The organism is Rhizobium sp. S96 (genome assembly GCF_030382195.1).
Taxonomy (GTDB): Bacteria; Pseudomonadota; Alphaproteobacteria; order Rhizobiales; family Rhizobiaceae; genus Rhizobium.
Window position 1 is genome coordinate 415,403 of the sequence record NZ_JAUDRY010000006.1, and the last position, 25,044, is coordinate 440,446.

At 62.1% G+C, this 25,044-nt stretch carries 24 protein-coding genes; 15 read left to right on the top strand and 9 right to left on the bottom strand.

Features of this window, described 5'->3' with window-relative positions:
• Positions 1-44 precede the first annotated feature (44 nt).
• The 4 genes from QTL94_RS09590 to QTL94_RS09605 all read right to left on the bottom strand — a co-directional run bounded on the left by QTL94_RS09590 (position 45) and on the right by QTL94_RS09605 (position 2,986).
• Complete coding sequence (locus tag QTL94_RS09590; RefSeq protein WP_289801362.1) at positions 45-746, bottom strand: TfuA-like protein; 702 nt, start codon at positions 744-746, stop codon at positions 45-47.
• On the bottom strand, positions 743-1,933 hold the full coding sequence (locus tag QTL94_RS09595) for a YcaO-like family protein (RefSeq protein WP_289801363.1): 1,191 nt from the start codon (positions 1,931-1,933) through the stop codon (positions 743-745). Before QTL94_RS09595 ends, QTL94_RS09590 begins: the two co-directional genes overlap by 4 nt.
• Before the next feature lie 117 nt (positions 1,934-2,050).
• A complete protein-coding gene (locus tag QTL94_RS09600) occupies positions 2,051-2,488 on the bottom strand; it encodes a helix-turn-helix domain-containing protein (protein ID WP_289801364.1) in 438 nt (145 codons plus the stop codon).
• A gap of 81 nt (positions 2,489-2,569) precedes the next feature.
• Positions 2,570-2,986: a DUF1801 domain-containing protein gene (locus tag QTL94_RS09605; RefSeq protein ID WP_289801365.1), complete on the bottom strand. Its 417-nt coding sequence runs from the start codon at positions 2,984-2,986 to the stop codon at positions 2,570-2,572.
• Between QTL94_RS09605 and QTL94_RS09610 the strand changes: the two genes are divergently transcribed.
• The 12 genes from QTL94_RS09610 (at position 2,977) to QTL94_RS09665 (ending at position 14,561) form a co-directional block, all read left to right on the top strand.
• The gene (locus QTL94_RS09610) at positions 2,977-3,513 is read left to right on the top strand and encodes a hypothetical protein (RefSeq protein ID WP_289801366.1); all 537 of its coding nucleotides are present in this window, start codon (positions 2,977-2,979) and stop codon (positions 3,511-3,513) included. The genes QTL94_RS09605 and QTL94_RS09610 overlap by 10 nt on opposite strands.
• Positions 3,514-3,796: 283 nt before the next feature.
• Positions 3,797-4,825, top strand: coding sequence for a glycoside hydrolase family 25 protein (locus QTL94_RS09615; RefSeq protein WP_289801367.1), 1,029 nt, complete (start codon positions 3,797-3,799; stop codon positions 4,823-4,825).
• 151 nt (positions 4,826-4,976) lie between these two features.
• The gene (locus tag QTL94_RS09620) at positions 4,977-5,864 is read left to right on the top strand and encodes a PaaX family transcriptional regulator C-terminal domain-containing protein (RefSeq protein WP_289801368.1); all 888 of its coding nucleotides are present in this window, start codon (positions 4,977-4,979) and stop codon (positions 5,862-5,864) included.
• A gap of 187 nt (positions 5,865-6,051) precedes the next feature.
• Complete coding sequence (gene pcaF / locus QTL94_RS09625; RefSeq protein WP_289801369.1) at positions 6,052-7,257, top strand: 3-oxoadipyl-CoA thiolase; 1,206 nt, start codon at positions 6,052-6,054, stop codon at positions 7,255-7,257.
• Positions 7,258-7,283: 26 nt separating this feature from the next.
• Entirely contained in the window at positions 7,284-8,288 is a 1,005-nt protein-coding gene (gene paaA, locus QTL94_RS09630) for a 1,2-phenylacetyl-CoA epoxidase subunit PaaA (protein ID WP_065692894.1), read from the top strand.
• A gap of 90 nt (positions 8,289-8,378) precedes the next feature.
• On the top strand, positions 8,379-8,663 hold the full coding sequence (paaB, locus tag QTL94_RS09635; protein ID WP_018856780.1) for a 1,2-phenylacetyl-CoA epoxidase subunit PaaB: 285 nt from the start codon (positions 8,379-8,381) through the stop codon (positions 8,661-8,663).
• The gene (paaC, locus tag QTL94_RS09640; RefSeq protein ID WP_065692893.1) at positions 8,663-9,442 is read left to right on the top strand and encodes a 1,2-phenylacetyl-CoA epoxidase subunit PaaC; all 780 of its coding nucleotides are present in this window, start codon (positions 8,663-8,665) and stop codon (positions 9,440-9,442) included. The genes paaB and paaC overlap by 1 nt, the downstream gene beginning before the upstream one ends.
• 15 nt (positions 9,443-9,457) lie before the next feature.
• Complete coding sequence (gene paaD / locus QTL94_RS09645; RefSeq protein ID WP_065692892.1) at positions 9,458-9,982, top strand: 1,2-phenylacetyl-CoA epoxidase subunit PaaD; 525 nt, start codon at positions 9,458-9,460, stop codon at positions 9,980-9,982.
• 25 nt (positions 9,983-10,007) lie between these two features.
• Entirely contained in the window at positions 10,008-11,084 is a 1,077-nt protein-coding gene (gene paaE, locus QTL94_RS09650) for a 1,2-phenylacetyl-CoA epoxidase subunit PaaE (RefSeq protein ID WP_065692891.1), read from the top strand.
• Positions 11,085-11,111: 27 nt separating this feature from the next.
• Entirely contained in the window at positions 11,112-11,867 is a 756-nt protein-coding gene (locus QTL94_RS09655; protein WP_065692890.1) for a Phenylacetic acid catabolic protein, read from the top strand.
• A gap of 17 nt (positions 11,868-11,884) precedes the next feature.
• Complete coding sequence (paaZ, locus tag QTL94_RS09660; protein ID WP_065692889.1) at positions 11,885-13,942, top strand: phenylacetic acid degradation bifunctional protein PaaZ; 2,058 nt, start codon at positions 11,885-11,887, stop codon at positions 13,940-13,942.
• A gap of 4 nt (positions 13,943-13,946) precedes the next feature.
• Positions 13,947-14,561, top strand: coding sequence for a phenylacetic acid degradation protein PaaY (locus QTL94_RS09665; protein WP_289801370.1), 615 nt, complete (start codon positions 13,947-13,949; stop codon positions 14,559-14,561).
• A gap of 6 nt (positions 14,562-14,567) precedes the next feature.
• Here QTL94_RS09665 and QTL94_RS09670 read toward each other — a convergent pair whose 3' ends face one another.
• The 4 genes from QTL94_RS09670 to paaG all read right to left on the bottom strand — a co-directional run bounded on the left by QTL94_RS09670 (position 14,568) and on the right by paaG (position 17,852).
• Positions 14,568-15,164, bottom strand: a complete 597-nt coding sequence (locus QTL94_RS09670; protein ID WP_065693002.1) for a TetR/AcrR family transcriptional regulator — start codon at positions 15,162-15,164, stop codon at positions 14,568-14,570.
• 108 nt (positions 15,165-15,272) lie between these two features.
• On the bottom strand, positions 15,273-16,583 hold the full coding sequence (paaK, locus tag QTL94_RS09675) for a phenylacetate--CoA ligase PaaK (RefSeq protein ID WP_289801371.1): 1,311 nt from the start codon (positions 16,581-16,583) through the stop codon (positions 15,273-15,275).
• 31 nt (positions 16,584-16,614) lie between these two features.
• Complete coding sequence (gene paaI / locus QTL94_RS09680; protein ID WP_289801372.1) at positions 16,615-17,061, bottom strand: hydroxyphenylacetyl-CoA thioesterase PaaI; 447 nt, start codon at positions 17,059-17,061, stop codon at positions 16,615-16,617.
• A complete protein-coding gene (paaG, locus tag QTL94_RS09685) occupies positions 17,058-17,852 on the bottom strand; it encodes a 2-(1,2-epoxy-1,2-dihydrophenyl)acetyl-CoA isomerase PaaG (protein WP_065692886.1) in 795 nt (264 codons plus the stop codon). The genes paaI and paaG overlap by 4 nt, the downstream gene beginning before the upstream one ends.
• Before the next feature lie 105 nt (positions 17,853-17,957).
• On the opposite strand from paaG, the gene paaN reads away from it, so the two are divergent.
• The 3 genes from paaN to QTL94_RS09700 all read left to right on the top strand — a co-directional run bounded on the left by paaN (position 17,958) and on the right by QTL94_RS09700 (position 23,311).
• The gene (paaN, locus tag QTL94_RS09690; protein WP_065692885.1) at positions 17,958-19,619 is read left to right on the top strand and encodes a phenylacetic acid degradation protein PaaN; all 1,662 of its coding nucleotides are present in this window, start codon (positions 17,958-17,960) and stop codon (positions 19,617-19,619) included.
• 55 nt (positions 19,620-19,674) lie between these two features.
• The gene (locus QTL94_RS09695) at positions 19,675-21,732 is read left to right on the top strand and encodes a 3-hydroxyacyl-CoA dehydrogenase NAD-binding domain-containing protein (protein ID WP_289801373.1); all 2,058 of its coding nucleotides are present in this window, start codon (positions 19,675-19,677) and stop codon (positions 21,730-21,732) included.
• A gap of 184 nt (positions 21,733-21,916) precedes the next feature.
• On the top strand, positions 21,917-23,311 hold the full coding sequence (locus tag QTL94_RS09700; protein ID WP_289801374.1) for a glycosyltransferase family 4 protein: 1,395 nt from the start codon (positions 21,917-21,919) through the stop codon (positions 23,309-23,311).
• On the opposite strand, the gene QTL94_RS09705 is transcribed toward QTL94_RS09700, so the two are convergent.
• Positions 23,273-24,793, bottom strand: coding sequence for an O-antigen ligase family protein (locus QTL94_RS09705; RefSeq protein ID WP_289801375.1), 1,521 nt, complete (start codon positions 24,791-24,793; stop codon positions 23,273-23,275). The two genes, QTL94_RS09700 and QTL94_RS09705, sit on opposite strands and share 39 nt — an antisense overlap.
• Positions 24,794-25,044: the final 251 nt, after the last annotated feature.

Here is a 25,044-nt window from a genome sequence, read left to right on the forward strand (position 1 = left end):
CGCGTGACACAACCACAGAGTGATTTTCACGAGCAAGACTGCCTTTAATGTCGTGAAAAGAAAGACATCTCGGCAATTTGCCACGACATTTCATGACGCAAGGCCCCCGGCGCTGCCGCGCGCACAGCCTCCAGAAGAGCTAGGGCATCAATCCGCTTCTGGTCAACCGCGTTCGAAACCAGCATCGAATGCATCTCCTTGCGCTCCGAAACCTCCGTCAACCCGCGACCGTCGACGACCGAACGCCACGTCCTCTCCTTGAAAAAGATCTGCGCCGCCGCCGTCTCGATCACCAACCGTGTGTCACGTGCTAGCGCCCCTTGCGCCTCCAACCGGTCGAGTGTCGCCCTGACATTCACCAGCGGCACGGTCAGCGGCTTCCAGCCGAACTCGGCCGGCGCGTGCAAAAGCGCGACATCGGCATCGTCGACGGTCGCCCCACACATGTACTCCTCGAATATTCGACCCACACCGATCATGCCGAAGGCACGGCATTCGGCTGCCCGCAACGCGCCCATGCTCGATGCACCATAGACCGGAACGTTCTGCGACAGAGCAAGCAGGATCTCCTTGTGCCAAACGGGCGCGGTATATTCAAAGCCGCCGTCGACGATACCGATAACGCTTGCGCCGTCTCGCAGTGCTGCGGCAACGTCGCCTTGTACGGCTGGCGGTCGAATGATGATGCCGTCTCCGGCAACGGAAGCGGCATCCGGAAGGCTTGGGCCTACGAAAATGACCTTCATGACGCGAGTGCCTTTGATATCGCCCGCTCGCCGAAACGGCGCGCGCGGCTCCCCTCCGGATTTTCAAGCGAAGGCATGAACACTTTGGTCACGCAGAACGGAAGCGCGGGATCACTGAGTTGCACCGCGATGACGAGGCCGACATTGCATTCCCTCAGGGTGGCGAGCGTCGCGCCCAGCAACTGAGAGACACCGGAAACGCTTGTCAGCACCCCCGGCGCCGTGACGACAGGAGGACGTGGAACCGCCTGAAGCGCACGACGCGTTGCTGCCGGCAGGGGCTTGCGGAAGGTTTCCGGGCTGACATCGTCACGTGCGCCGCTGATGTAGGTCAGCCGGGATTGGGCGGCTTCGGTGATCGCCCGAATGGCGGCTCGTGCGGGTGACGGATGGCAGCCACTGCCTCCCGTTGCCTCGACGAAGCGGGCATTCTCGTCACGGTGAGCGCCACAAGACGCCAGGATCGCTGTAAAGCACGGCACCGGAATGTCGCTCGTCATGTCGAAAAGCCTGAGATCAAGGCCAGCCGTCTCGATCTTTGCGACCAGTTCATCGATCACCGCGTCATTCAGGCCGCGTGGGTCAACACAACGCGCTCCGCGCGCCGCATCACTTTCTATCTGCCAAAGGACATGGGCATCGCGCTCTATGCGCTCGAGCACGCCATGAAGCACCGCTTCATCCATGGTGTTGCCCGAAGCCAGCCCATCCGAGGACATCCAGAAACGCGACGCTCGGGTTCGATCAAGAAGTATGGCGTCAAAGGGAACGAAAATGTCTGTCCCCGTGAGCAACTCCTTGCCGCAAACCCATGCGATTTCCTCGCCCGGATCGATATCGGCCTGGTTCAGGCCGATCAGGCAATCGAGTGTTTCGACGGTTTGGCCTGCTTCCCCAAGGCTGAGCGCGCTGCTGCGAACTGGGGTGACGGTGGGATCGCCGGCGACCGCCCGCTCCAGGGCTTCCATCACTGCCGAGGCCCTGGCGTCCTGGTCACTGATCCCCTTGCCCTGAGCGATCGCGATCGATCGCGCATTGGGTGTGTAGGCACACCAGACCGGGATGCCAAGGCAATCAAGGCCGGTGTGGCGTGCTACGCGGGTGATACCGAAATCAGCCAGGATTGGTCCTACGCGCGATAGCGTTTCCGATGGCGGGACGGATCGATCGGACCATGATGGCGTCAACGATGAACCTCGAGGTTCGGTCCCATGACGGAATTGCCGAGGTCGGAAGGCCTCGTCATCGAGGCTGGACGGCGATGTCGCCTCGCCCGCAGCGCAGCCGATTTCGCGGCATAGCCCTTACCCAAGAATTGCCTTCACCGGCTCGGCGGTCTCCCGATCGACCGCGGCAGCCCCCAGAGACCCCAGGCTTCTGGTGAGTGCGAGCAGCTTCTGGCGGACATTCGCATCCTCGATCGCGATGAAGGCCCTGCTTAGTGCCAGACCTTCCTTGGAGGCCAGGAACAGCGCGATCTCATCGGTTTCGGTCTTGATATCAGGCGACGGCGCTCCGTCGCCCTCGAAAAAGAAACCAACAGGTACGCCAAGGATCTCCGCTATACGCTGGAGTCTCCCTGCGCCAATGCGGTTGGTCCCCTTCTCGTATTTCTGAACCTGCTGAAAGGTGATCCCCAGCGATTCCGCCAGAACACCCTGGCTGATACCAAGGCTCTTGCGCCGGGTCCGGACACGCTCACCGACATAGGCGTCTATCGCATTCGCAGATTTCGCCTTCATGGCGCGCCTCCATCAATTATTATGGTACATCATGATGCATTTCTAAAAAAATGCAACCAAGAGTAAAATTCTTCCGAGGCGTCAGTCCTCGGTTTTTTGCGCTTTTGCCCGGCTCTTCGCGGGTGCCTTCTTCTTCAATTTGCTTCGATTGAGATCGATGGCAGCGCGAATGAGATTCGTCAAACCCGCTCCATCCACCTGATCACCCTCGAAGAAGTCGATCGCCCGTCTCGCATTGCCTTCCAGACCGGCGTTGAACAGCTTTTTTGGATCCGTGAGGCTGGCGCCATTGAGAAATGTAAGCTTGACTTTCTCCTTGTGAGCGTTGGCCACCGCGATCATTCCGTCGCAATACCAGACCGGGCTGCCCATCCACTTCCAGTCTTCGACAATCTCGCTGTCCGCTGCAAGGATGGTTTTACGGATGGCAGCGAACGTCTTGCCGCGCCAGTCCGGGATCTCCGCGATCATCTGATCGATACGTTCGGATGGGTTCATTTGGATCTCTGCGCCTCTCTCATGCGATCATGTTGCAAACCTTGAAGATCTTCTGCGTCCCGCGCTATAAAAATTCGACGATGCAGTTCCCGATTTATTTAGGTGCATATACCCGGAATGCAACCTTATCTGGTGTCACATCGATTTCACGGGTCACGTCCGCTCTTACGGTCTATAGTCCGATCGTCAATGCTCGAGGCGTCCGCGACGCCTTGAAGTTGGCCGGGGCAGTTGCAGGCGCGCATGATATCGCGACCTCCTTGCCGTCACGAGACGAGCATGCCGCCTGGCCAAAATCAAATCATCGATCGACCGGAGTTACGACTGTTATGGAATTGCCTTCTATACAAATCGATCATGCCGACCGCCTCTATGCCTGCAGGCAGAAGATTGAGGAGGCCGTTCACCGGATCATCTTTGGCGAGGAACTGGTTGAATTCTCCTCGGCGGAAATCGCCATGGCAGTCGCCGACATTGCTGATGACTACATTCTGTCCATGGCAAAGAAGAACACCGCGCGCCACTAGGCCGGTTTCCTCCTCATTTCATCCTAGCCATCCGCCATCGCCCAGCGACGGTCTGGGTTTTGCTGCGCGCTAATTTCCCTGCGCGCTGGTCATCTGACCTTTCGACCCGACATCACTCCTCGCGCGGAAATCACCTCGCAGCCTAACCGACGCAAAACACCTCGGACGAAGCGAACTCTTCATACGGTAAAGATTGGATTCAGCATTTCGTGTCAGACTGGCGCAGTTTCTGAATCCCGACGACTGCGTTTTTTGTCGTCGCCAGTTGTGCGTGTGAGTATCTATGCGTCTATCAGGTGTGCCAGCAATCTTCCTCACCTGCCTTGCTTTGTCGGGCTGCAGCTCCAGTCTCGATTCAGAAAGTGTCCTAGCGCGCGCGCCGTCTCGGGAAACGACAAGTTCAATCACCCTTCCGCCGGCGCCTGTTCCCGCAGCCAATGTTGGAGCGCCTGTCGCACAGGCTGCGCCGCCGCAAGAAGAACTGGCATGGGCCGGGCCGGTTCCGAACGCGCCGCAGTTCGCGCCGGTCATGCAGACGCCGGACGTTCCAATGCCGAACGAAAGACCGGTGGCAGCGGCCCCCATGCCTGCGAACCCGACACCCCGTGCCAGCAGAATGCAGATCTACAGCCACCGCTTTCGCGACGCCAAGCCCATCAACTTCGGTTCCGCCTCGCCACGGAATCTCGCCGTGCATGGTGTCGACGTCTCGCGCTGGCAGGGGGACATCGATTGGGTAAAGCTGCGGACGCAGGGGGCGAACTTCGCCTACATCAAGGCGACTGACGGCGGCGATCACCTAGACCCGATGTTCAAGACGAACTGGCGCAAGGCTAAGGAAGCCGGCCTGAAGCGTGGCGCCTATCACTTCTTCTACTGGTGCCGGACCGCCGGGGAGCAAGCCGACTGGTTTATCCGCAACGTTCCGAGGGATCCCGACGCGCTGCCGCCCGTCATCGACGTCGAATGGAACGGCGAGTCCAGCTGCAAGAACCGCCCTTCGCCTGAACGGGTGCTGGAAAAGATGCAGGTGTTCATGGATAAGCTGGAAAGGCACTACGGCCAGCGACCGATCATCTACACCGCACCGGACTTTTATCGCGACAACCTGCAGGGCGAGCTGCTCGACTATCCCTTCTGGCTACGCTCCGTCGCCGCCCATCCGTCCAAGATCTACCGCGGGCGGAAATGGCTCTTCTGGCAGTATTCGGGCTCGGGCCTGTCGCACGGCGTCGAGGGACGCATCGACCTCAACGTGTTCCACGGCAGCGGCGACGATTGGCACAACTGGGCGTCGGGACGATCCACCTGAGCCGGCGGGAAACGCTTCCTGCGCGATTTCCTGATCCAATCAGAGAGATCTCCCCGGCACCCAGAGCGCATGTGGGCAGAAGCGGTGACTGCCGCGCGCGGCCAAAATGTGATAGCTGAACGCTTGGGCAGCCGAATGGAGAAGCCGACCGATGGCAGCAGTCACCCGTGCTGACGAAACGATAGCCGCATTTGTCGAGCAGATCCTTGTTCAATCGCCGCTGAAGGCGGCAGGTTTTATCGTAACGATCTACGGCGACGTCGTCGAGCCGCGCGGCGGCGTGGCATGGATCGGAAACCTGATCGAGACCTGCGCCGAGGTCGGCATCAGCGAGACGCTGGTTCGAACAGCCGTCTCGCGGCTAGTCGCCTCCGGCCAGCTTTCCGGCGAGCGTGAAGGCCGCCGCAGCTATTATCGCCTATCCCCGTCTGCGGGTGACGAATTTGCAGCAGCCGCCCGCGTCTTGTTCGGCGAACAACAGGACAACAGCTGGCAGTTCGTGCATGTCACCGGGCCAGCGCCCGAGGACACGATGCTGGAGCTCGATCGCGCCGGATACGCACGGATCAGCGCACGCTTAGCAGTGGGACCAACACGTCCCCTGGCCATGCCCGCCACTCTCGTGTTCAAGGCGGACGCTGCGCGGGACGCTCCGGCATTGCAGGACTTTGCGGCCGAACACTGGGATCTTGACCGCCATGCCAGTGCCTATCGCGCTTTCATCGCTCAGTTCATGCCGATCGCGGATCATGCAGACGCTCAAGCGCTCGCACCGAAAACAGCGCTCACCGTGCGACTGCTACTGATCCACCGTTTCCGCAGCGTTTTGCTGCACGACCCTCGTCTGCCGGCGCTTGCACTGCCCGCCGACTGGCCGGGGAAAGCGGCGCGACAGCTCTTCGCCCGCCTCTACCAGCAGCTTTCGCCGCACGCAGATGAATATGTGACGCGAAGCTTCGTCACGGCGTCTGGACCATTCGCGCCGCTGACCCGAGCGACCGATCTTCGCCTCGCGATGCTTGCGCGCGAAGTGCTCTAAAGCCGCGTCCTACAGTTTGTGAACCGGTCGCTCGGCATTTGTGCTAACCTTGATTAGCACCACCAAATATCACAGAAATTATAAAAAATCGCATTGCCTTGTGACATATCCCATGCTAATACATGACCGATCGGTCGGTTAATCAATTGAGGTCGGGCCGGCTTTGCGCAGCAGGAGGAATTGGCGCATGTCAGAAGCATTTATCTGTGACGCCGTTCGCACTCCGATTGGTCGCTATGGCGGCGCACTTGCCACCGTACGCGCCGACGACCTGGCGGCCATTCCGCTCGTCGCCTTGATGCAACGCAATCCCACCACCGACTGGAGCAAGGTCGACGACCTGATCTATGGCTGCGCAAACCAGGCCGGCGAGGACAATCGAAACGTGGGGCGCATGGCCGTGCTGCTCTCCGGCATGCCAACCACCATTTCTGCCACCACGATCAATCGCCTCTGCGGCTCCGGCATGGACGCCGTCGGCATGGCGGCGCGTGCGATCCGCGCTGGCGACTGCGACATGGTGATTGCCGGCGGCGTCGAAAGCATGAGCCGCGCACCCTTCGTCATGCCGAAAGCGGACAGCGCCTTTTCCCGCACCAATGCGATCTATGACACGACCATCGGCTGGCGCTTTGTCAATCCGAAGCTGAAGTCCGCCTTTGGCGTCGACTCCATGCCGCAGACCGCCGACAACGTCGCCGCCGATTTCAATATCAGCCGCGCCGATCAGGACGCGTTTGCGGCCCGCAGCCAAGCCCGCTGGGCAGCCGCTCAGGAAGCCGGCGTTTTTGCCGAGGAGCTGGTCGACGTACGCGTCCCGCAGAAGAAAGGTGACCCGATCGTCGTTGATCGCGACGAGCATCCGCGCCCCGGCACCACGGCTGAGCAGTTGGCCAAGCTCAAGGGCGTCAACGGCCCGGATCTCAGCGTCACGGCCGGCAATGCATCTGGCGTCAACGATGGAGCAGCCGCCCTGGTGATCGCCAGCGAAGCGACGGCGAAGGCACAAGGTCTGACACCGAAGGCGCGCATCGTCGCCATGGCCGCAGCCGGCGTCGAACCTCGTATCATGGGCATCGGCCCGGCCCCGGCCGCAAGGCGGGTTTTGGAGCGCGCCGGACTTTCCATCGGCCAGATGGACGTCATCGAGCTCAACGAAGCCTTCGCGGCCCAGGCGCTCGCCGTTCTGCGCGATCTCGACCTGCCCGACGATGCACCCCAAGTCAATCCGAATGGCGGCGCGATCGCGATGGGTCATCCGCTCGGCATGAGCGGCGCCCGGCTGGTGACGACCGCCGCCTATCAGCTGCATCGCCAGCGCGGTCGCTACGCGCTTTGCACCATGTGCATAGGCGTCGGTCAGGGCATCGCAATCATTCTCGAGCGCGTCTGACGCGCGACGGCAAAGGAGACGAAACCATGTATGCACAGATGGTCAAAACCGACAGCGCCCGCGTCAAGACGCTCGACGAGATGGACCCGATCGAGCGCGCCTTTCAGGAGCGCGTCGATGCCGGCCAGAAGATCGAGCCGAAGGAATGGATGCCCGAAGGCTATCGCAAGACGCTGATGCGCCAGATCAGCCAGCACGCGCATTCCGAAATCGTCGGCCAGCTGCCGGAAGGAAACTGGATCACCCGCGCGCCGACCCTCGAGCGCAAGGCGATCCTGCTCGCCAAGGTTCAGGACGAGGCCGGACACGGGCTCTACCTCTATTGCGCCGCCGAAACGCTCGGCATCAGCCGTGACGAAATGTACGAGCAGCTTCACAGCGGCAAGGCGAAATACTCATCGATCTTCAACTATCCGACGCTGAGCTGGGCCGACATCGGCGCCGTCGGCTGGCTGGTGGATGGTGCCGCGATCATGAACCAGGTGCCGCTGCAGCGCTGTTCGTACGGGCCTTACGCCCGCGCCATGGTCCGCATCTGCAAGGAAGAGAGCTTCCATCAGCGTCAGGGCTTCGACATCCTGATGAAAATGGTGAAGGGCACGCCGGCGCAAAAGGCCATGGTGCAGGATGCGCTGAACCGCTGGTGGTGGCCGTCCCTGATGATGTTCGGCCCTTCGGACGACGCGTCGGTCCACTCGGCCCAGTCCATGGCCTGGAAGATCAAGCAGAACTCGAATGACGAGCTCCGGCAGAAGTTCGTCGACCAGACCGTGCCGCAGGCCGAATATCTCGGCCTCACCGTTCCGGATCCAGATCTCAAGTGGAACGAGGAAAAGGGTGGCTACGATTTCGGCGAGCCTGACTGGACCGAATTCTTCGCCGTGATCGCCGGCAACGGCCCGTGCAATGCCGAGCGTCTCAGCGCAAGGCAGAAGGCATGGAACGACGGCGCGTGGTTCCGCGACGGCCTCGTCGCGCATGCCGAAAAGGCACAATCGCGCCGCGCCGCAGCACGGATCGCCGCCGAGTAACAACTGACGCCGGGCTTGGCCCGAACAGCCGAAACACGATGCGTTCCCGGACAGCAAGCCCAGAGGAACGCAAGCCAGGGAGAAATGTCCATGTCCAGCGAATGGCCCCTTTGGGAAGTTTTCATCCGCGGCCAGCACGGCCTGAACCATCGCCACGTCGGCAGCCTGCATGCGCCCGACGCCGAAATGGCCGTCAACAATGCCCGCGATGTCTATACGCGCCGCAACGAAGGCGTCAGCATCTGGGTGGTGCGCTCCAGCGACATCACTGCCAGCGCGCCATCCGACAAGGGCCCGCTGTTCGACCCGTCGAATTCCAAGGTCTACCGCCACCCGACCTTCTTCGACGTGCCTGAGGAAGTGGGGCATATGTGATGAGCGCGACCGCTGCCTCGACCGTCGACCAGACGGCTCTGTTCGAATTCCTGAAGCGCATCGGCGACAATACGCTGATCCTCGGCCATCGCGTATCCGAATGGTGCGGGCATTCGCCGGCACTGGAAGAGGATATTGCGCTCTCCAACACCGCCCTTGATCTCATCGGCCAGACGCAACTCTGGCTCGGTCTTGCCGGCGAAGTCGAGGGCAATGGACGCACGGCCGACAACCTCGCCTATCTGCGCGACGCGACCGAATTCCGCAACGTCCTGCTCGTCGAACGTCCGAACGGCGACTTTGGCAAGACGCTGATGCGCCAGTTCCTGTTCGATGCATGGCATTTCCTGATGCTCAAGGCACTACTCGGCTCGACCGACAAGCGCATCGCCGACATCGCGGAGAAGGCATCCAAGGAAGTCGCATACCATCTCGATCGCAGCCGCGATCTGGTCATCCGTCTGGGTGACGGCACGGCCGAAAGCCATCGCCGCATGCAGGAGGCGCTGGACGACCTGTGGCCCTATACCGGTGAACTCTTCGCCGGCGACGCAGCCGACGCCGCACTCGCTGAAGGCGGGATCGCACCTCAGCCCCAGAGCCTGAAAGCCGACTGGGACGAACTGGTTGGCGAAACGCTCTCTGAGGCGACGCTGAAGAAGCCCGCCGACGGCTACATGCACAAGGGTGGCAAGCGCGGCGTCCATACCGAGCACATGGGCTTCATCCTTGCCGATCTGCAATTCCTCCAGCGCGCCTATCCCGGCGCGACCTGGTAACCAAGGGAGGCGGTTATGACGACCGCGACATTGCCGTCGACCGCCGATGTCTGGCGGTGGCTCGCCGAAGTGCCCGACCCGGAGATCCCCGTGATTTCGCTGGTCGATCTCGGCATTATCAGGAACGTCGGCTGGGACGGCGAGACGCTGATCGTAACCGTGACACCGACCTATTCCGGCTGTCCGGCGACCGCGATCATCAATCTCGATATCGAGAGCGCGCTCGCAGCCAAGGGCATTGAGAAAATGCGGCTCGAGCGGCAGCTCTCGCCGGCCTGGACGACCGACTGGATCAGCGCCGAGGGCCGCGAAAAGCTCAAGGCCTATGGCATTGCGCCACCAGTGGACGGCACCGCCGTCGACGGCCTGCTGCGCCAACGCGTCGACCGCCTCTCGGGGCGGTCCAACCTGACGATTGAATGTCCGCGCTGCGGATCGACGAATACCGAGAAGATCAGCCAGTTCGGCTCAACGCCCTGCAAGGCGAGCTATCGCTGCACCGACTGTCTGGAACCCTTCGATTATTTCAAGTGCATCTGACCCTTTGCCTAGTGAGGTTCGCAATATGGCACGTTTCCATTCCCTTCAGGTCACCGACGTCAGGCGCGAAACGCGCGATGCCGTGGTCGTCACGCTTGCCCCGCAAGACGAAGACCGCAACGCGTTCGATTTCACGCAGGGCCAGTACCTGACCTTCCGCCGCAAGTTCGATGGCGAGGAATTGCGCCGCTCCTATTCGATCTGCGCCGGGCGGGATGAAGGTGTGCTGCGCGTCGGGATCAAGCGCGTCGATGGCGGCTGCTTCTCGACCTGGGCCAACGAGGAACTGAAAATCGGCGACATGCTGGAAGCGATGCCGCCGATGGGCGCGTTCTTCACGGCGATCGAACCCGAGGTCTCGAAGACCTATCTCGGCTTTGCGGCCGGCAGTGGGATTACGCCGGTGCTGTCGATCATCAAGACGACCCTTGCCCGCGAACCGCATGCCCGCTTCACGCTGGTCTATGCCAACCGTCAGATCAGCTCGATCATGTTCCGCGACGAGCTGGACGACCTGAAGAACACCTATCTCGGTCGCCTGTCGATCTTGCACATACTGGAAAGCGAAGCGCAGGACATCGACCTGTTTACCGGTCGCATCGACGCCGAAAAATGCACAAGCCTGTTCCGGCACTGGATCGATCTGAAGTCGGTCGATACCGCCTTCATCTGCGGCCCGGAGCCGCTGATGCTGACGATCGCTGCAGCGCTTCGCGATCACGGCATGGCGGAAGAGCGGATCAAGTTCGAGCTTTTTGCCTCCTCGCAGCCCGGGCGCGCGCGCCGCAAGGCCGAGAGCGCTGTTGCTGCGGACAAGGCCGCCGCCTGTGAGGCGACCGTTACGCTCGATGGCGCAACCCGCATCTTCAAGATGCCGAAGCACGGCCAGAGCCTGCTCGAAGCCGCGCTCGAAAACAACATCGACGCGCCCTATGCCTGCAAGGCGGGCGTCTGCTCCACCTGTCGCGCCAAGGTTATCGAAGGCGAGACCGAGATGGAGGTCAACCATGCGCTGGAGGACTACGAGGTCCGCCAGGGCTACGTGCTCACCTGCCAGTGCTATCCGCTGAGCGACCGGGTTGTCGTTAGCTACGACCAGTAGCCGACAAGGACGGAGGGAGGAACAGCGATGACCGATACGATGCCGATCGAAGAATATCTCCTCAAGGGGGGCCTGCTGACGTCGCCCGCCAACGCCTCGCCGCGCTATCGCGGCGAGCTGCTGCGGCTGATGGCAAGCTTTGTAGACAGCGAGCTTGCGGGTGCCGCGGGCTTTGCCGATACGATCAACGATGCGCCCGGTATCAAGGAGCGCATCGCCTCCGCCCGCATCGTGCTCGAGAAGACCGATCACGCCGGCCGGGTTCTGGAGATCATGGGCACCTTCGGAGCCGATACCGACCGCTATGCCGTCCACCATCCCTGGGACGCACGAATCGCCCGCGAAGCCGATATCGGCGCGGTACGGCAAGGCGCCGACATGCGCCTGTCCGTGTTCCACTACCCGCTTCAAGGTTGGGTGGATGCCGTGGTCATGAATGTTCTCATGGGCATGGCCGGTGCCATCCAGCTGCGGGAGCTGACGCACGTCTCCTATCAGCCGCTGGCCGAGGTGTTTCGAGGCATCCTGCCGCGCGAGACCCACCATACCGAACTCGGCATCGAAGGCCTCAAGGCCATCGCGCAGACCGAAGCCGGCCCCCGCGCGGCACAGGATGCAATCGACTACTGGAAGCCGCGCGTCGCTGCGAGCTTCGGCCTCTCGGGGTCGACGCGCTATGACACGCTGGCGCGCTTCGGCCTTCGCCACACACCCAATGAAGCGCTGCTCTCCGAATGGCGGGCCGCGACCGACAAGCAGCTCGCTGCGTTGAACCTGAACTGATCAGGAAGGAAATGACGATGAACATTGTGGCAAACGGAGCGCGCCGGCTCGAAAGCTATGTCTACGGAAGCTGGCATCCCGGCAAGAAGGATGGCGTGACGCTTCTCGATGCCTCCACCGGCAGCCCGGTCGCCATGATTGATTCAAGCGGCATCGATTTTGCCGGCGCGCTTGCCTATGGCCGTGAAAAGGCCGGCCCGGCGCTGCGGCGGATGTCCTTCCACGAACGCGCCGCCATGTTGAAGGCGCTCGGCCAGGCGCTGATGGACAAGAAGGAAGAGTTCTACGCGCTCTCGTCTGCAACAGGCGCGACGAAGGCCGACAGCTGGGTCGATATCGATGGCGGCATCGGCACGCTCCTCTCCTATGCCTCGAAGGGCCGGCGCGAACTGCCGAACACCCGCGTCCTTGTTGACGGCGATGTCGAAACCCTGTCGCGTGACGGAACGTTTTCGGCGCGCCATATCCTCACGCCGCTGCAGGGCGTGGCCGTTCACATCAACGCATTTAACTTCCCGGTCTGGGGCATGCTCGAAAAGCTTGCGCCGACGCTGCTTGCCGGCATGCCGGCGATCGTCAAGCCGGCCAGCCAGACGGCTTATCTGACCGAACTCGTCGTGCGCCGCATGGTCGAAACCGGGCTCCTGCCGGAGGGCGCGGTGCAGCTTATCTGCGGGTCCGTCGGCGACCTGCTCGACCACGTCGACGGCCAGGACGTCGTCACCTTCACCGGGTCGGCCTGGACCGGCCGCAAGCTGAAGACGCATCCCGCCATCATCGCGAACTCCGTTCGTTTCACCATGGAGGCCGACAGCCTCAATGCCTCGGTGCTTGGCCTCGACGCGGCACCCGGGACCGAGGAATTCGACCTCTTCGTCAAGGAAGTGGCGCGTGAAATGACGACGAAGGCCGGGCAGAAGTGCACGGCGATCCGCCGTGTCATCGCGCCGCGCGCCTATTGCGACGCGCTCGTCTCTGCGCTCGGCCATCACCTCGGAAAGACCACCCTCGGCAATCCGGCCGATGAAGGGGTTCGCATGGGTCCGCTTGCAAGCCTCGACCAGCGCGAGGAAGTCCGTGCCCGTATCCGCGAACTCGCAGCCGATGCCAAGATCGTCGCCGGCGATCCCGACAATCCGCGTGTCGTCTCCGGCGATGCGCAGGCAGGGGCTTTCCTCAATCCTGTCCTGCTTTATTGCGACAAGCCGTGGGAAGCCAGGGCGATCCATGACGTCGAGGCCTTCGGTCCTGTCAGCACCGTCATGCCGTACGATAGTGCCGAAGAGGCGGTCGATCTTGCCCGTCGCGGCAAGGGTAGCCTTGTCTCCTCGGTCTTTACCAACGACCCGGCCTTTGCCGAAGAGGTGGTGCTCGGCATGGCGCCGTTCCACGGCCGCGTCCTGATCGGCAACCGCACCAGCGCCAAGACCTCCACCGGCCACGGCTCGCCCCTGCCCGGTCTCGTGCACGGCGGCCCGGGTCGTGCCGGCGGCGGCGAGGAACTTGGCGGCCTGCGCGGCGTCAAGCATTACATGCAGCGCACCGCGGTGCAGGGATCGCCGACCCTTCTGTCAGCCGTGACCGGTCGCTGGGTCGCGGACGCTGACGTGCGCCGGGACGGCGAGCATCCGTTCCGCAAGTCGCTGGCGGAGCTTCGGATCGGCGACCAACTCGTCACCGCTACGCGCACGGTCACACTCGATGACATCGAACACTTCGCCAACTTCACCGGCGACACCTTCTACGCCCACATGGACGAGGAAGCAGCCAAGGCCAATCCCTTCTTCGACGGGCGCGTTGCGCATGGCTATCTGATCGTTTCGTTTGCAGCGGGGCTGTTCGTCGATCCGGCACCGGGCCCGGTGCTTGCCAACTACGGCGTCGACAATCTGCGCTTCCTGACGCCGGTCAACCCGGGCGATACGCTTCAGGTGCATCTCACCTGCAAGGAAATCAACCCCCGTATCGGCGCCGAGCATGGCGAGGTCCGCTGGGATTGCCGTGTCACCAACCAGAACGCCGCGACCGTTGCCCAGTACGACGTCCTCACCATGGTCGCCAAAACCCGGAGCTAGGACGATGGCGCAGGTCTATTCCTATGACGGCATCGTGCCGGTCATCGACAAGGCAGCCTTCGTTCATCCGGCCGCCGTAGTCATCGGCGACGTGATCGTGGGTCCGGGCTGCTATGTCGGGCCGTGTGCAGTGCTCCGCGGCGACTTCGGCCGCATCGTCATGGAGCGCGGGTCGAACGTGCAGGAAACCTGCGTCGTCCACAGCTTCCCGAATGTCGAAGTGGTGATTGGCCAGGACGGCCATATCGGCCACGGCGCCGTGCTGCACGGTTGCCGTATCGGCCGCAACGCCATGGTCGGCATGAACGCGGTTATCATGGATGAGGCGGTCATCGGCGAGAACTCGATCGTAGCCGCCATGGCGTTCGTCAAGGCGGGTGCCGAGATCCCGCCCAATAGCCTCGCCGTTGGGTCGCCGGCCCGCGTCATTCGCGAACTCAGCGAAAAGGAAATCGCCTGGAAACGTCAGGGAACCGGCGTCTACCAGCGACTGGCGCTCGAAGCGAAAGACAAGCTGCAGGCAGTCGAACCGCTGACCGAGCAGGAAGCAGACCGCCGGCGCATCGTCGCACCGGAATATGATCCACTGATCCTTGAGCGGCTGAAGTTTGACGAATGAGGCCGTTCAGCGAACGGCCTTGACGCCCTCGAGGATCAAAGTCGTTGCAATATCCGCATATTCGTCGCGGCTGATCGGACCGCCGGGGCGGAACCACATGTAGACCCAGTTCATCATGCCGAAGAGCGACATGGTCACCGGCGTCAAGAGCGGCCGGTCCTTGTTGAGGTCTGGGTTGATGTCATTGATCGTGTTGGAGAACCGCTTGACGATCCGCCGTTCGATCGCCCTGAGCTCATCGAGCTGTTCAGGCGACAGGGCGCTCGTGCCGTTGAGCTGGACCTGGTGCTCGTTGTCGGCTCCACGGTAGTTTTCAAGAACCTGCCGCACCAGAAGGCGAAGTCTTTCTTCCGGCTTCAGATCGGGACGATCGGCCGCGGCGACGCCTGCCTCCAGCTCTTCGAGATGGTTACGGATGATATCGAAGATAAGGGCGTCCTTGCCCGGATAGTAGTGGTAGAGCAGTGCCTTAGACACATTGCTGCGCGAGGCGATGTGCGCCATCGACGCCTTTTCCATCCCCATTTCAGCGAAGACGGCAGCTGCGCTACTCAAGATGCTGCGTTGCTTTTCTTCAAAATCGATCGCGCGTGTTCTTGCCATACTGATCCTGCGTTCCTGTTCGTCCTCCGCGCCCCCCACTCCGAAAACCTCTTGCGAGGCTTCCGTGTCCGCTTCCCGCCGCGACGCCGCTGCGGGAAGCGACATCAGTCATTCCTTCGGTCGGTTGTCCACAACCCGCTTAGCCTTGCCTTCGGATCGGGCAATGCCGCCCGGGTCGCGAATCTCGATCTTCGTGGTAACACCAACGATGCTTTTGATGTAGTGGGCAAGAGCCTTGGCCGACGATGCACGGGCATTTTCGTCCGCGGCATCAGCGGTGCACTCGACATGCACAGTCATCGCATCCATCCGACCGCTGCGGCTGAGCTCGATCTGGAAGTGCGGTGCCAAGCCCTGACACTTGAGGATCTGCTCCTCGATCTGGGTCGGGAAGACGTTGACGCCACGCAAGATCATCATGTCGTCCGATCGGCCGGTAATCTTCTCGATGCGGCGCATCGAGCGCGCCGTGCCTGGCAGAAGCCTGGTCAGGTCGCGCGTGCGGTAGCGAATGATCGGCAGACCTTCCTTGGTCAATGTCGTGAAGACAAGCTCGCCCATTTCACCATCGGGCAGAACCTCGCCAGTAACAGGATCGATCACTTCAGGATAAAAATGATCCTCCCAGATGTGCAGGCCATCCTTGGTCTCGACACACTCGCTGGCAACCCCCGGCCCCATGACTTCCGAAAGGCCGTAGATATCGACCGCATGCATGTCGAAGGACTGCTCGATTTCCTGGCGCATCGCATTGGTCCAGGGTTCGGCGCCGAAGATGCCGACGGCGAGCGAGCTTTCACGCGGATCTATGCCCTGGCGGCGGAATTCATCGAGGATCGACAGCATGTAGGACGGCGTCACCATGATGACGCGCGGCTTGAAATCCTGCATCAGCGTGACCTGACGCTCGGTCATGCCGCCGGACATCGGAACGACCGTACAGCCGAGACGTTCGGCACCGTAGTGCGCTCCGAGCCCGCCCGTGAAAAGGCCGTAACCGTAGGCCACATGCACCATGTCGCCACGGCGGCCGCCGGCCGCACGGATCGAGCGGGCCACCATATCCGCCCAGGTATCGATATCCTTTTGGGTATAGCCCACAACCGTCGGCTTGCCCGTCGTACCCGACGAGCCGTGAATACGGGTCAGCTTCTCCCGCGGGACGGCAAACATCCCGAACGGATAGGTATCGCGCAGGTCCTTCTTCGTTGTGAACGGGAACTTCGCGAGATCGGAGAGTGATTTCAGATCGGAGGGATGGACGCCCGCTTCGTCAAAGCGCGCCCGGTAAAAGGCCGAGTTCTGATATGCGTGATTCAGCGACCACTTCATTCGGTCAAGCTGAAGTCCCGCGATCTCATCACGCGACGCGGTCTCGATGGCCTCGAGATCGCCGGGGCGGGGTGAAAGGTCTTCCATGTCTGTCTCCTCCGAGATAAGTTCCGGCGGCTTACGCCTGATCCGGCAGATGCGTGCCCTTGACGGTGCGCGAATGGCCACGGAATTCGGCCACATGCTCCCCGTTCTGATTGATGATGTTGATGTCGTAGATGGCGCCGCGCCCGCGTCGCGAAACCTCGCGTGCGGTGGCTGTCAGCCGGTCACCGGCAAAGGCCGGAGCAATGTAGGTGATCGAACAATGCTGGGCGACCGCGCGCTGATTGTAGCTGTTGCAGGCAAAGGCAAAGGCCGAGTCCGCAAGTGTGAAGATACAGCCGCCATGGCATGTGCCGTGACCGTTGGTCATTTCGGGTTTGATGAGCATAGACACCACGGCGACGCCTGGCGCAACGCGCTCGATCGCCATGCCGAGATGACGGGAGGCATTGTCCTCGCGCCACATGGAGTCGGCACAGGCGTCGGCAAGCTCCTGCGCCGTCAGACTTGCCTGCATCATTGTCCCCTGAACTCCGGCTTGCGTTTTTCCAGAAAGGCCGTGACGCCTTCGGCATAGTCGCCGCTGCGGCCGGCCTCACGTTGCAGGTCGCGCTCTAGGTCCAATTGCTGGTCCAACGAATTGGTGGCGGCCGCCTGCATGGCTTGCTTCGTCATGCCCAGGCCCTTCGTCGGACCCGCGGCGAGCTTTGCCGCCAGCGCTCCCGCCTCATCGAGCAATGTCGCGTCATCGACGGCTTTCCAGATCAGCCCCCAGTTCGCCGCCGTCTCGGCGTCGAGCGGCTCGGCGGTCAGCGCGAGCGCCTTGGCGCGAGCCTCACCAAGCAGGCGCGGAAGGCTCCAGGTTCCTCCGGAATCGGGTACCAGACCAATCTTTGCGAAAGCCTGGATGAACCGCGCAGACCGGGCCGCAAGCGTGATGTCGCAGGCAAAGGCAATGTTGGCGCCCGCCCCGGCTGCGACGCCGTTCACGGCGCAGACAACCGGCTTCTCAAGACTTCTGATCAGGCGCACGAGCGGATTGTAGAAGGTCTCGATCGTGTGTCCGAGATCGGGTGCGCCCCCTCCCTTGCGAGGGTCACGATCGCCAAGATCCTGCCCCGCCGAGAAACCACGACCGGCGCCTGTCAGCAGGACGGCGCGGACGGATCTGTCCTCATGGGCGCGCTCGAAACCGGCGCGCAATGCCAGGTGCATCTCTTCATTGAAGGCATTGAGTTTGTCGGGGCGGTTGAGAGTCAAACGCAATACGCCATCGGCAAGCGCCGACAGGACGGTGTCGGATTCGGGCATGATTCCTCCTGTTCCGCCATGATCCGTTCGGCGGTTCATGAAAAAATCCTTGCATAAACCGACCGGTCAGTCAATTATAAACGCAGAGCATGAGAGGAAGATATGATGGATGCTTTGTTTGACCGGCACCAACCGACACTTGCCGCAGCCCTGAAGGCGGCGCAGGATCGCGGCTATTGGTCGGCTTATCCGGAAGTTCCAAGCGGCAAGATCTACGGCGAAACCGCCAAGGACGACGGCCTGGCATCCTATCGCGCTCATCTGGGAAAGGCTTTTGCCTTGCCAGGGCACCCGGCAACAACGGCCGTTGGCGCCGAAGTATCGCCCTTCGGGGCCGCGCTTGACATCACCTATCCCGCAGCGGACGCCAAGACACTGATCGCGGCTTCGCAGGCGGCTGCGCCCGCATGGACGGCGGCAACGCCTGAGGTGCGTGTCGGCATCTGCCTTGAAATTCTTGCGCGCCTCAATCGCATCAGCTTTGAGATGGCGAACGCCGTCATGCACACGACCGGCCAGGCTTTTGCCATGGCGTTTCAGGCCGGTGGCCCGCACGCCCAGGATCGCGGCTTGGAAGCTGTCGCCTACGCCTGGGCGGAGATGACCCGCACACCGGCACAAGCGACCTGGACCAAGCCACAGGGCAAGGCAGATCCGATCGTTCTCGAAAAGCATTGGCGGATCGTGCCGCGCGGTGTGTCGCTGGTGATCGGCTGCCAGACATTCCCGACCTGGAACAGCTATCCCGGCCTGTTCGCCAGCCTTGCGACCGGCAATACCGTCATTGTCAAACCGCATCCGGGCGCGATCCTGCCGCTTGCGATCACCGTGTCCATCGCCCGAAAAGTTCTGGCGGAACAGGGCTTGCCCGCTGATGCCGTGCTTCTCGCCGCCGACGCGCCCGGCGCTGAAATCACGCGCGATCTCGTCAGCGACAGGGCCGTAGAAATCATCGACTACACCGGTTCGAACAGCTTCGGTGACTGGGTTCGAAAGCACGCTGGCGACGCCCAGGTCTACACCGAGGAAGCCGGCGTCAACTCGATCGTGATCGCCGCCACCGACGATTTTGCCGGCATGTGCGCCAACATCGCCTTCTCCCTGTCGCTTTACAGCGGGCAGATGTGCACCGCTCCGCAAAACATTTATGTCCCTCGCGGCGGCATCGAGACCAATGAGGGACACAAGAGCTTCGAAGCGGTCGCACAGGCCATCGCGGCCGCAGTGGACGCATTGCTTGCCGATCCCACGAGAGCTGCCGGCGTCTGCGGAGCCATTGCGAACCCTCTCACAGCCGATCGGGTCAAGGTCGCACGCCGCCTCGGCCGCATCGTCCGCGATTCAGCCGAAATCGAAGGCCTGCCTGAAGCCCGCACCGCGACCCCTCTGATACTGGCGGTGGACGGCGACCACACGGATGCGCACGAAGAGGAGCGGTTCGGCCCGATAACCTTCGTCGTGGCTGTTTCCGACGGCGCAGACGCTGTTGCCCGCGCAGCTGATCTCGCCCGCAGGAAGGGCGCAATCACGGCGGCATACTACGGCGCTGAGGAAGCGGGCATCCTTTCGGCCGCCGATTCATTTGCGGCAGCGGGCGTGAACCTGTCCGTCAATCTGACCGGCGGAATCTTCGTCAACCAGAGCGCGGCCTTCAGCGACTTTCATGTCACAGGCGCCAACCCTGCCGGCAATGCAAGCCTGACCGACACGGCCTTTGTCGCCAACCGTTTCCGCACCGTCATGTGGCGCCGGCCGAAATCGGCATAGAGCCTGCCTCTTTGACCTGAACAGCATTCGCGAAGCTAATAATGGGGTTTCAACCATGACCGTCACCATCACGCATAATGGCGAGATCGCCGTTGTTACCGTGGACAATCCCCCCGTGAATGCCCTCTCGCAGGACCTGCGCCAAAGCCTGTGGGACGCTGCCGAAACGCTGGACAACGACCCGTCGGTGCGTGCCGTGGTTCTCATCTGCGCCGGACGAACATTCATTGCCGGAGCCGACGTCAACGAGTTCGGCAAGCCACCGATGCCGCCGCACCTGCCGGATCTCGTCAAGCGCATCGAACGCGCCACCAAGCCCTGGATCGCGGCAATCCATGGCAGCGCATTGGGCGGCGGGTTCGAGATCGCGCTCGGCTGCCGTTTCCGCGTCGCGGTCGCCTCCGCGAGCGTCGGGTTGCCGGAGGTTCGCCTCGGCATCGTGCCGGGCGCCGGCGGAACCGTCCGCCTGCCCCGACTGGTCGGGCCGGCGCTGGCCGCTGACATGGTCACGACAGGCACGCCGGTCGCCGCACCAAAAGCACGGTCCCAAGGGCTGATCGATGCCATCGTCGATGGCGATCTCGAAAAAGGCGCGATCGACTTTGCTCTTGCTGCACTCGCTCACTCCTTGCCGCTTGCGCTTAGCGACCGCGCGGTACCGGCTGTCGATACCGCCTTCTGGGACAAGACTGCCAAATCCGTCGCCACACGTGCGAAACGCGAAGAGGCGCCCTTGCGCGCGCTTGCCTGCGTGAAGAGTGCAGCGGAAGCAGATTTTGAAACAGCCCTTGCGTTCGAGAGAGAAACCTTCCTCCAACTGCGGGGTTCGGATCAGGCGGCGGCGTTGCGACACGTGTTCTTCGCCGAGCGCGCAGCACCGCGCCCGCCTGAACTCTCCGGCGCCTCGCCGCGCCCGATCCGGTCGGCGGCCGTCATCGGTGGTGGCACGATGGGCGCCGGCATCGCAGCATCGCTAAGGGATGCCGGCCTGCCCGTGACCCTGGTGGAGCGCGATCAGGCAGCCGTCGAGCGCGGACTTGCCAACCTGCAGGCAATTTTCGATGGCGCCGTGAAGCGCGGCCGGATAGACCCCGAAACCGCCGTGGCACGGATGGCCGGTATCGCAGGCACGACGGACTATGTAAGACTTGCCGATACCGATCTGGTCATCGAGGCCGTCTTCGAGGATCTGGATGTCAAGCGGGCCGTGTTTGCCCAGCTGGCGGCGATCTGTCGGCCCGATGCGGTCCTTGCCACCAACACGTCCTATCTCGATCCAGATCATATCGCCGCCTTCATGACTGGGCGCGAGCGCTTTATCGGGCTGCATTTCTTCAGCCCGGCAAACATCATGAAGCTGTTGGAAATCGTGCCAGCAGCCTCAACGGCTCCCGACGTGCTGGCAACCGGTTTCGCCCTTGCCCGCATGCTCGGCAAGATCCCGGTGCGCGCCGGCATCTGCGATGGCTTCATCGGCAACAGGATCCTGAAGGTGACGCGCGCGCAGGCCGAGCGCCTGCTTTTGTCGGGCGCAACGCCACAGGCCGTGGATGCCGCCATGCGCGCTTTCGGCCTACCGATGGGTCCCTTCGAGGCACAGGACCTCGGCGGCCTCGACATTGCAGCCTTCCAGCGGAAGGCCGCGCGGGCCCGTGGGGAAACCCCGTTTGCGCCCATCGCGGATCGGCTGTGCGAAGAAGGGCGCTTCGGCCAGAAAAGCGGCGGCGGCTGGTACGATTACGCCAAGGGCGACCGCACCCCACTGCCGTCCGCGACTGTTACACGCCTCATCGCCGCGGCAGCGGATGGAACGCTTCAACGCGACTGGGACGAAGCGGGCATTGTCGATTGCATCGTCCTGCCAATGGTCAACGAGGCAGCGAAGATCCTTGAGGATCGCACCGCATTGCGGGCATCCGACATCGACTTGGTGAAAATCCATGGCTATGGCTTCCCGCGCTGGCGCGGCGGGCCGATGCATTATGCGCAAGCGCGCGGTCTGTGCGAGGTCGTCGCTACTCTGGACAGGCTGGCCGAAGACGGCCTGGCAGAGCATCCTTGCGACCTCTTGCGGCAAAGCGCAACCAGCGGCACCTTCGAGGTGCCTCGCTAATACCTCTTACATCTGGCAGCGACGACTGCGGGACGGCCACGGCCGGTCCGCATCGTCGAAAGACGTACTTGAGATTGTGCAGGCACCAGCGATAATCGAATAAGCGAAACGAGCGGCTACCGAGCCGTTGATCCTTGCGCGCGTAACGGTGTTTTGAGGGCTTGCCCTCGCAGAGTGGTCCCTGATGAGTTCCTTGATCGAAGATCCGACGAGCCCGGCGCCCCTTAAGTCTCCTCTTCGCCCATTGTTGATCGCCGAAGCCGCAAACCCGGAATGGGCCAGTGTCCCACTGGTCGGATGGAACTTCGCGCATGCGATCCTCAAGAAGACCAATGGGCTGATAGCCACCCACATCAGAAACCGCGACGCCATCCTGCGGGCGGGGCTGGTGGAAGGACAGGATTTCGTTGCGATCGACAACGAAAAGGTCGCACGCGCCGCGTTCTTGATGGGCGAATACCTGCGCGGTGGTTCCAACAAGGGGTGGACGGTCGTCACGGCCATATCCGCATTCTCCTATTACAGCTTCGAGAAGGAAGTCTGGCGGCAGCTCGGCCATCGCCTTGCCGCGGGAGAATTCGACCTCGTCCACCGCATCACGCCCCTTAGTCCGACCATTCCGAGCGGCATCACGGGACGGCTGAAGAAACACGGCGTCCCCTTCGTGCTCGGCCCCCTCAACGGCGGCGTGCCGTGGCCGGCCGGCTTCGGAGATGTTCGAAACCGCGAGCGGGAATGGCTGTCGGCGATCCGACGGCTCCACCGGCTGATGCCGGGCTACCGGGCAACAAGGACGAATGCCTCTGCGATCATCGCAGGCTCGCGGTATACGCTGAGTGAATTGCCGGGAAGCTGCGCACAGCGCAGTTTCTTCATTCCGGAAAACGCTGCCGACCCGACACGCTTCCCCTTCCGCAAGCGCGAACTGACAGGCGACACGCTTCGCATTGCCTTTGTCGGACGGCTGGTTCCCTACAAGGGGCCGGACATGCTGCTTGACGCGGTCGCCGCCTACAAGGGAGAGCGCCGGCTGGAGATCGTCATCGTTGGCGACGGCCCCCTGCGCCAGGAGCTGGAAGACAAGGTGCGCCGTTACGGGCTGGAGGACCAGGTGCGTTTCCTCGGTTGGATACCGAACGAGACACTGGCCGCCGCCTTGCGCGATTGCCATGTCATGGCACTCCCCAGCATCCGCGAATTCGGCGGTGGCGTCGTCCTGGAAGCCATGTCGCTCGGGCTTGTGCCTGTTGTCGCCAACTACGGGGGACCGCCCGAACTGATCGATGCGGGCAGCGGCATTGCCATCGACTTTTCCGATCGCGAAAGCCTCATTGCCGGTCTGCGTGAGACGCTGGAACGGATTGCAGCAAACCCATCCCTGATCGCGGAGCTCAGTGCCGGAGCCAGCCGACGGGTACGCGAACTCTTTACCTGGCAGGCCAAGGCCGATCAGGCGCTTGCCATCTATCGATGGGTACTGGGTCAGGGATCCAAGCCGAATCCGCTTGAAGCCGATAAGCCGATCGCCGGCAGCCCCGTTTTAGGCGCCGGCTCTCAATACGCGCATCTGGGGCTTTGAAACGATCGGCTCGGCAGTCTCTTGACGGGTACTGCCGAGCCCCATGCGCATCAACGCAACGCCCATGGCTGCAAACGTCCAGTAGATGTAGGGAACGAAGGTGACGCTGCTCGTCGTGGCAATTGTGAACATGATGGACAAAAGCACGCCGAGAATGCCGACGTAATTGACATGCTTCGGCGCTTTCCGCATCGCAAGGATCGCAAGCTGAGCGGCGTTCAGGATAAAGAACGCAGCAAAGAAGATCAGCGTCACCACCCCGAACTCGAGCGTGATCTGCAAGTAGGAGTTCACGATGTCGATAAGGCCCTGCCCCTGCATCATCTTCTGTAGCTCGGGCGCCTTGAGAAAGGTCGGCGAACCGAACCAGGGATGTTGCCGAATGACCAGCAATGCAGCGTCAAAGAGGTCGGACCGATAGGTTTCGCTCGCCTTGTCAGCCCTGCCCACAAAGGGAAGAAGATTGATGAAGCGGTAGATGAAAGACGCCGAAATAAGCGCCAATCCGGCGCCCACGGGAACGGCGGCCGCAACGAACTTCGAGGCTGCCTTGAGATTTGTCGATAGTATCACCGCCACACAGATAGCCAGACCAAGCCACGGCCCGCGAGAGACACTCGCAAACAGGCCCGCGAGCAGCACGGCCGTCGCGGCGTAGTGCCAAAGGCCGAAACGTTCCTTGGTCTTGAGCGCGAAAAGGCATCCCGCGCCAACCATGCACATGAAGCCGAACGAAATCGATATCATCGATGTCGCGCTGGCACGCAGCATGCCGTCGCGGAAAAGATAGCCCGAACCGGTGGCACTGTCCCACCGGGCCGCGACCCCTGGATAGACCGGCCAGCCTTTCAGGAACTCAAACGTACCGATTGCAGCGATCGGTAGTGCAGCAACGGCAAAGGCCAGGAGTGTGCGGTTGACGTCCGAGGCGGTTCGCAGGGCGCGGCTAAAGACAAAATACGGTACGACCACACCAAGGAACTGCGCCATGCACGCCCTCAAGACGGAGTTCAGATCTCCCAACCGCGACGCAAGCGCACAGATCATGAGAACGTAGCCGCCGGCAAAGATATCCGCCAGGCTGACCTTTCGGTTGCCTTTGTCGCGCCAGAGGGAGACCCCGATGGGCAGGAGAATGAAGACGGCAAGCAGCCTGGGTGGATCAAGCGCCGTGATACTGGCGAAAAGGCCGGGAATTCCGAAGTTGACCGACACGCAGGGCGCCGCAAACATCAACACAATATAGAGATACAACGGCTCGCGCGCTTTCTTGAAGCCGTACGCACAGACCAGGAGAAGCAATCCCGAAAACACCAGGAAGCTGTTGGACAGAAAGGAAATACAGGTGGTCGCGAGCCAGCAGTTACGCCAGACCAGAAATTCATCCTCGCCAATCACGGGAACGGCAATCCGCCTCACGATGAACACTGTCGGGCCGCTGGCGATGAGAACGTAGATAAGGGCCTTGATATAGTCGGGCATCACGCGGCCCACCCTTGGGCTTGGTAATCAGATTCCATCGTTCTACTCATCACCAATACTCTTGCCCCACCCGTTACATGACACCAAGCGTTCTGCCGCGTGGCGTCGGAGCGTTTGTACAGAAGCCCGATCCCGCTTTACTCGCGCGAAACGGGAGCAATGATATCGGCCGCAGTAACCGACGTGCTAGACTAGGCACGAACTTGGCCGCCAGGCAGTTGCCTAAAAGACGTAGATCGCACCTCCATCCG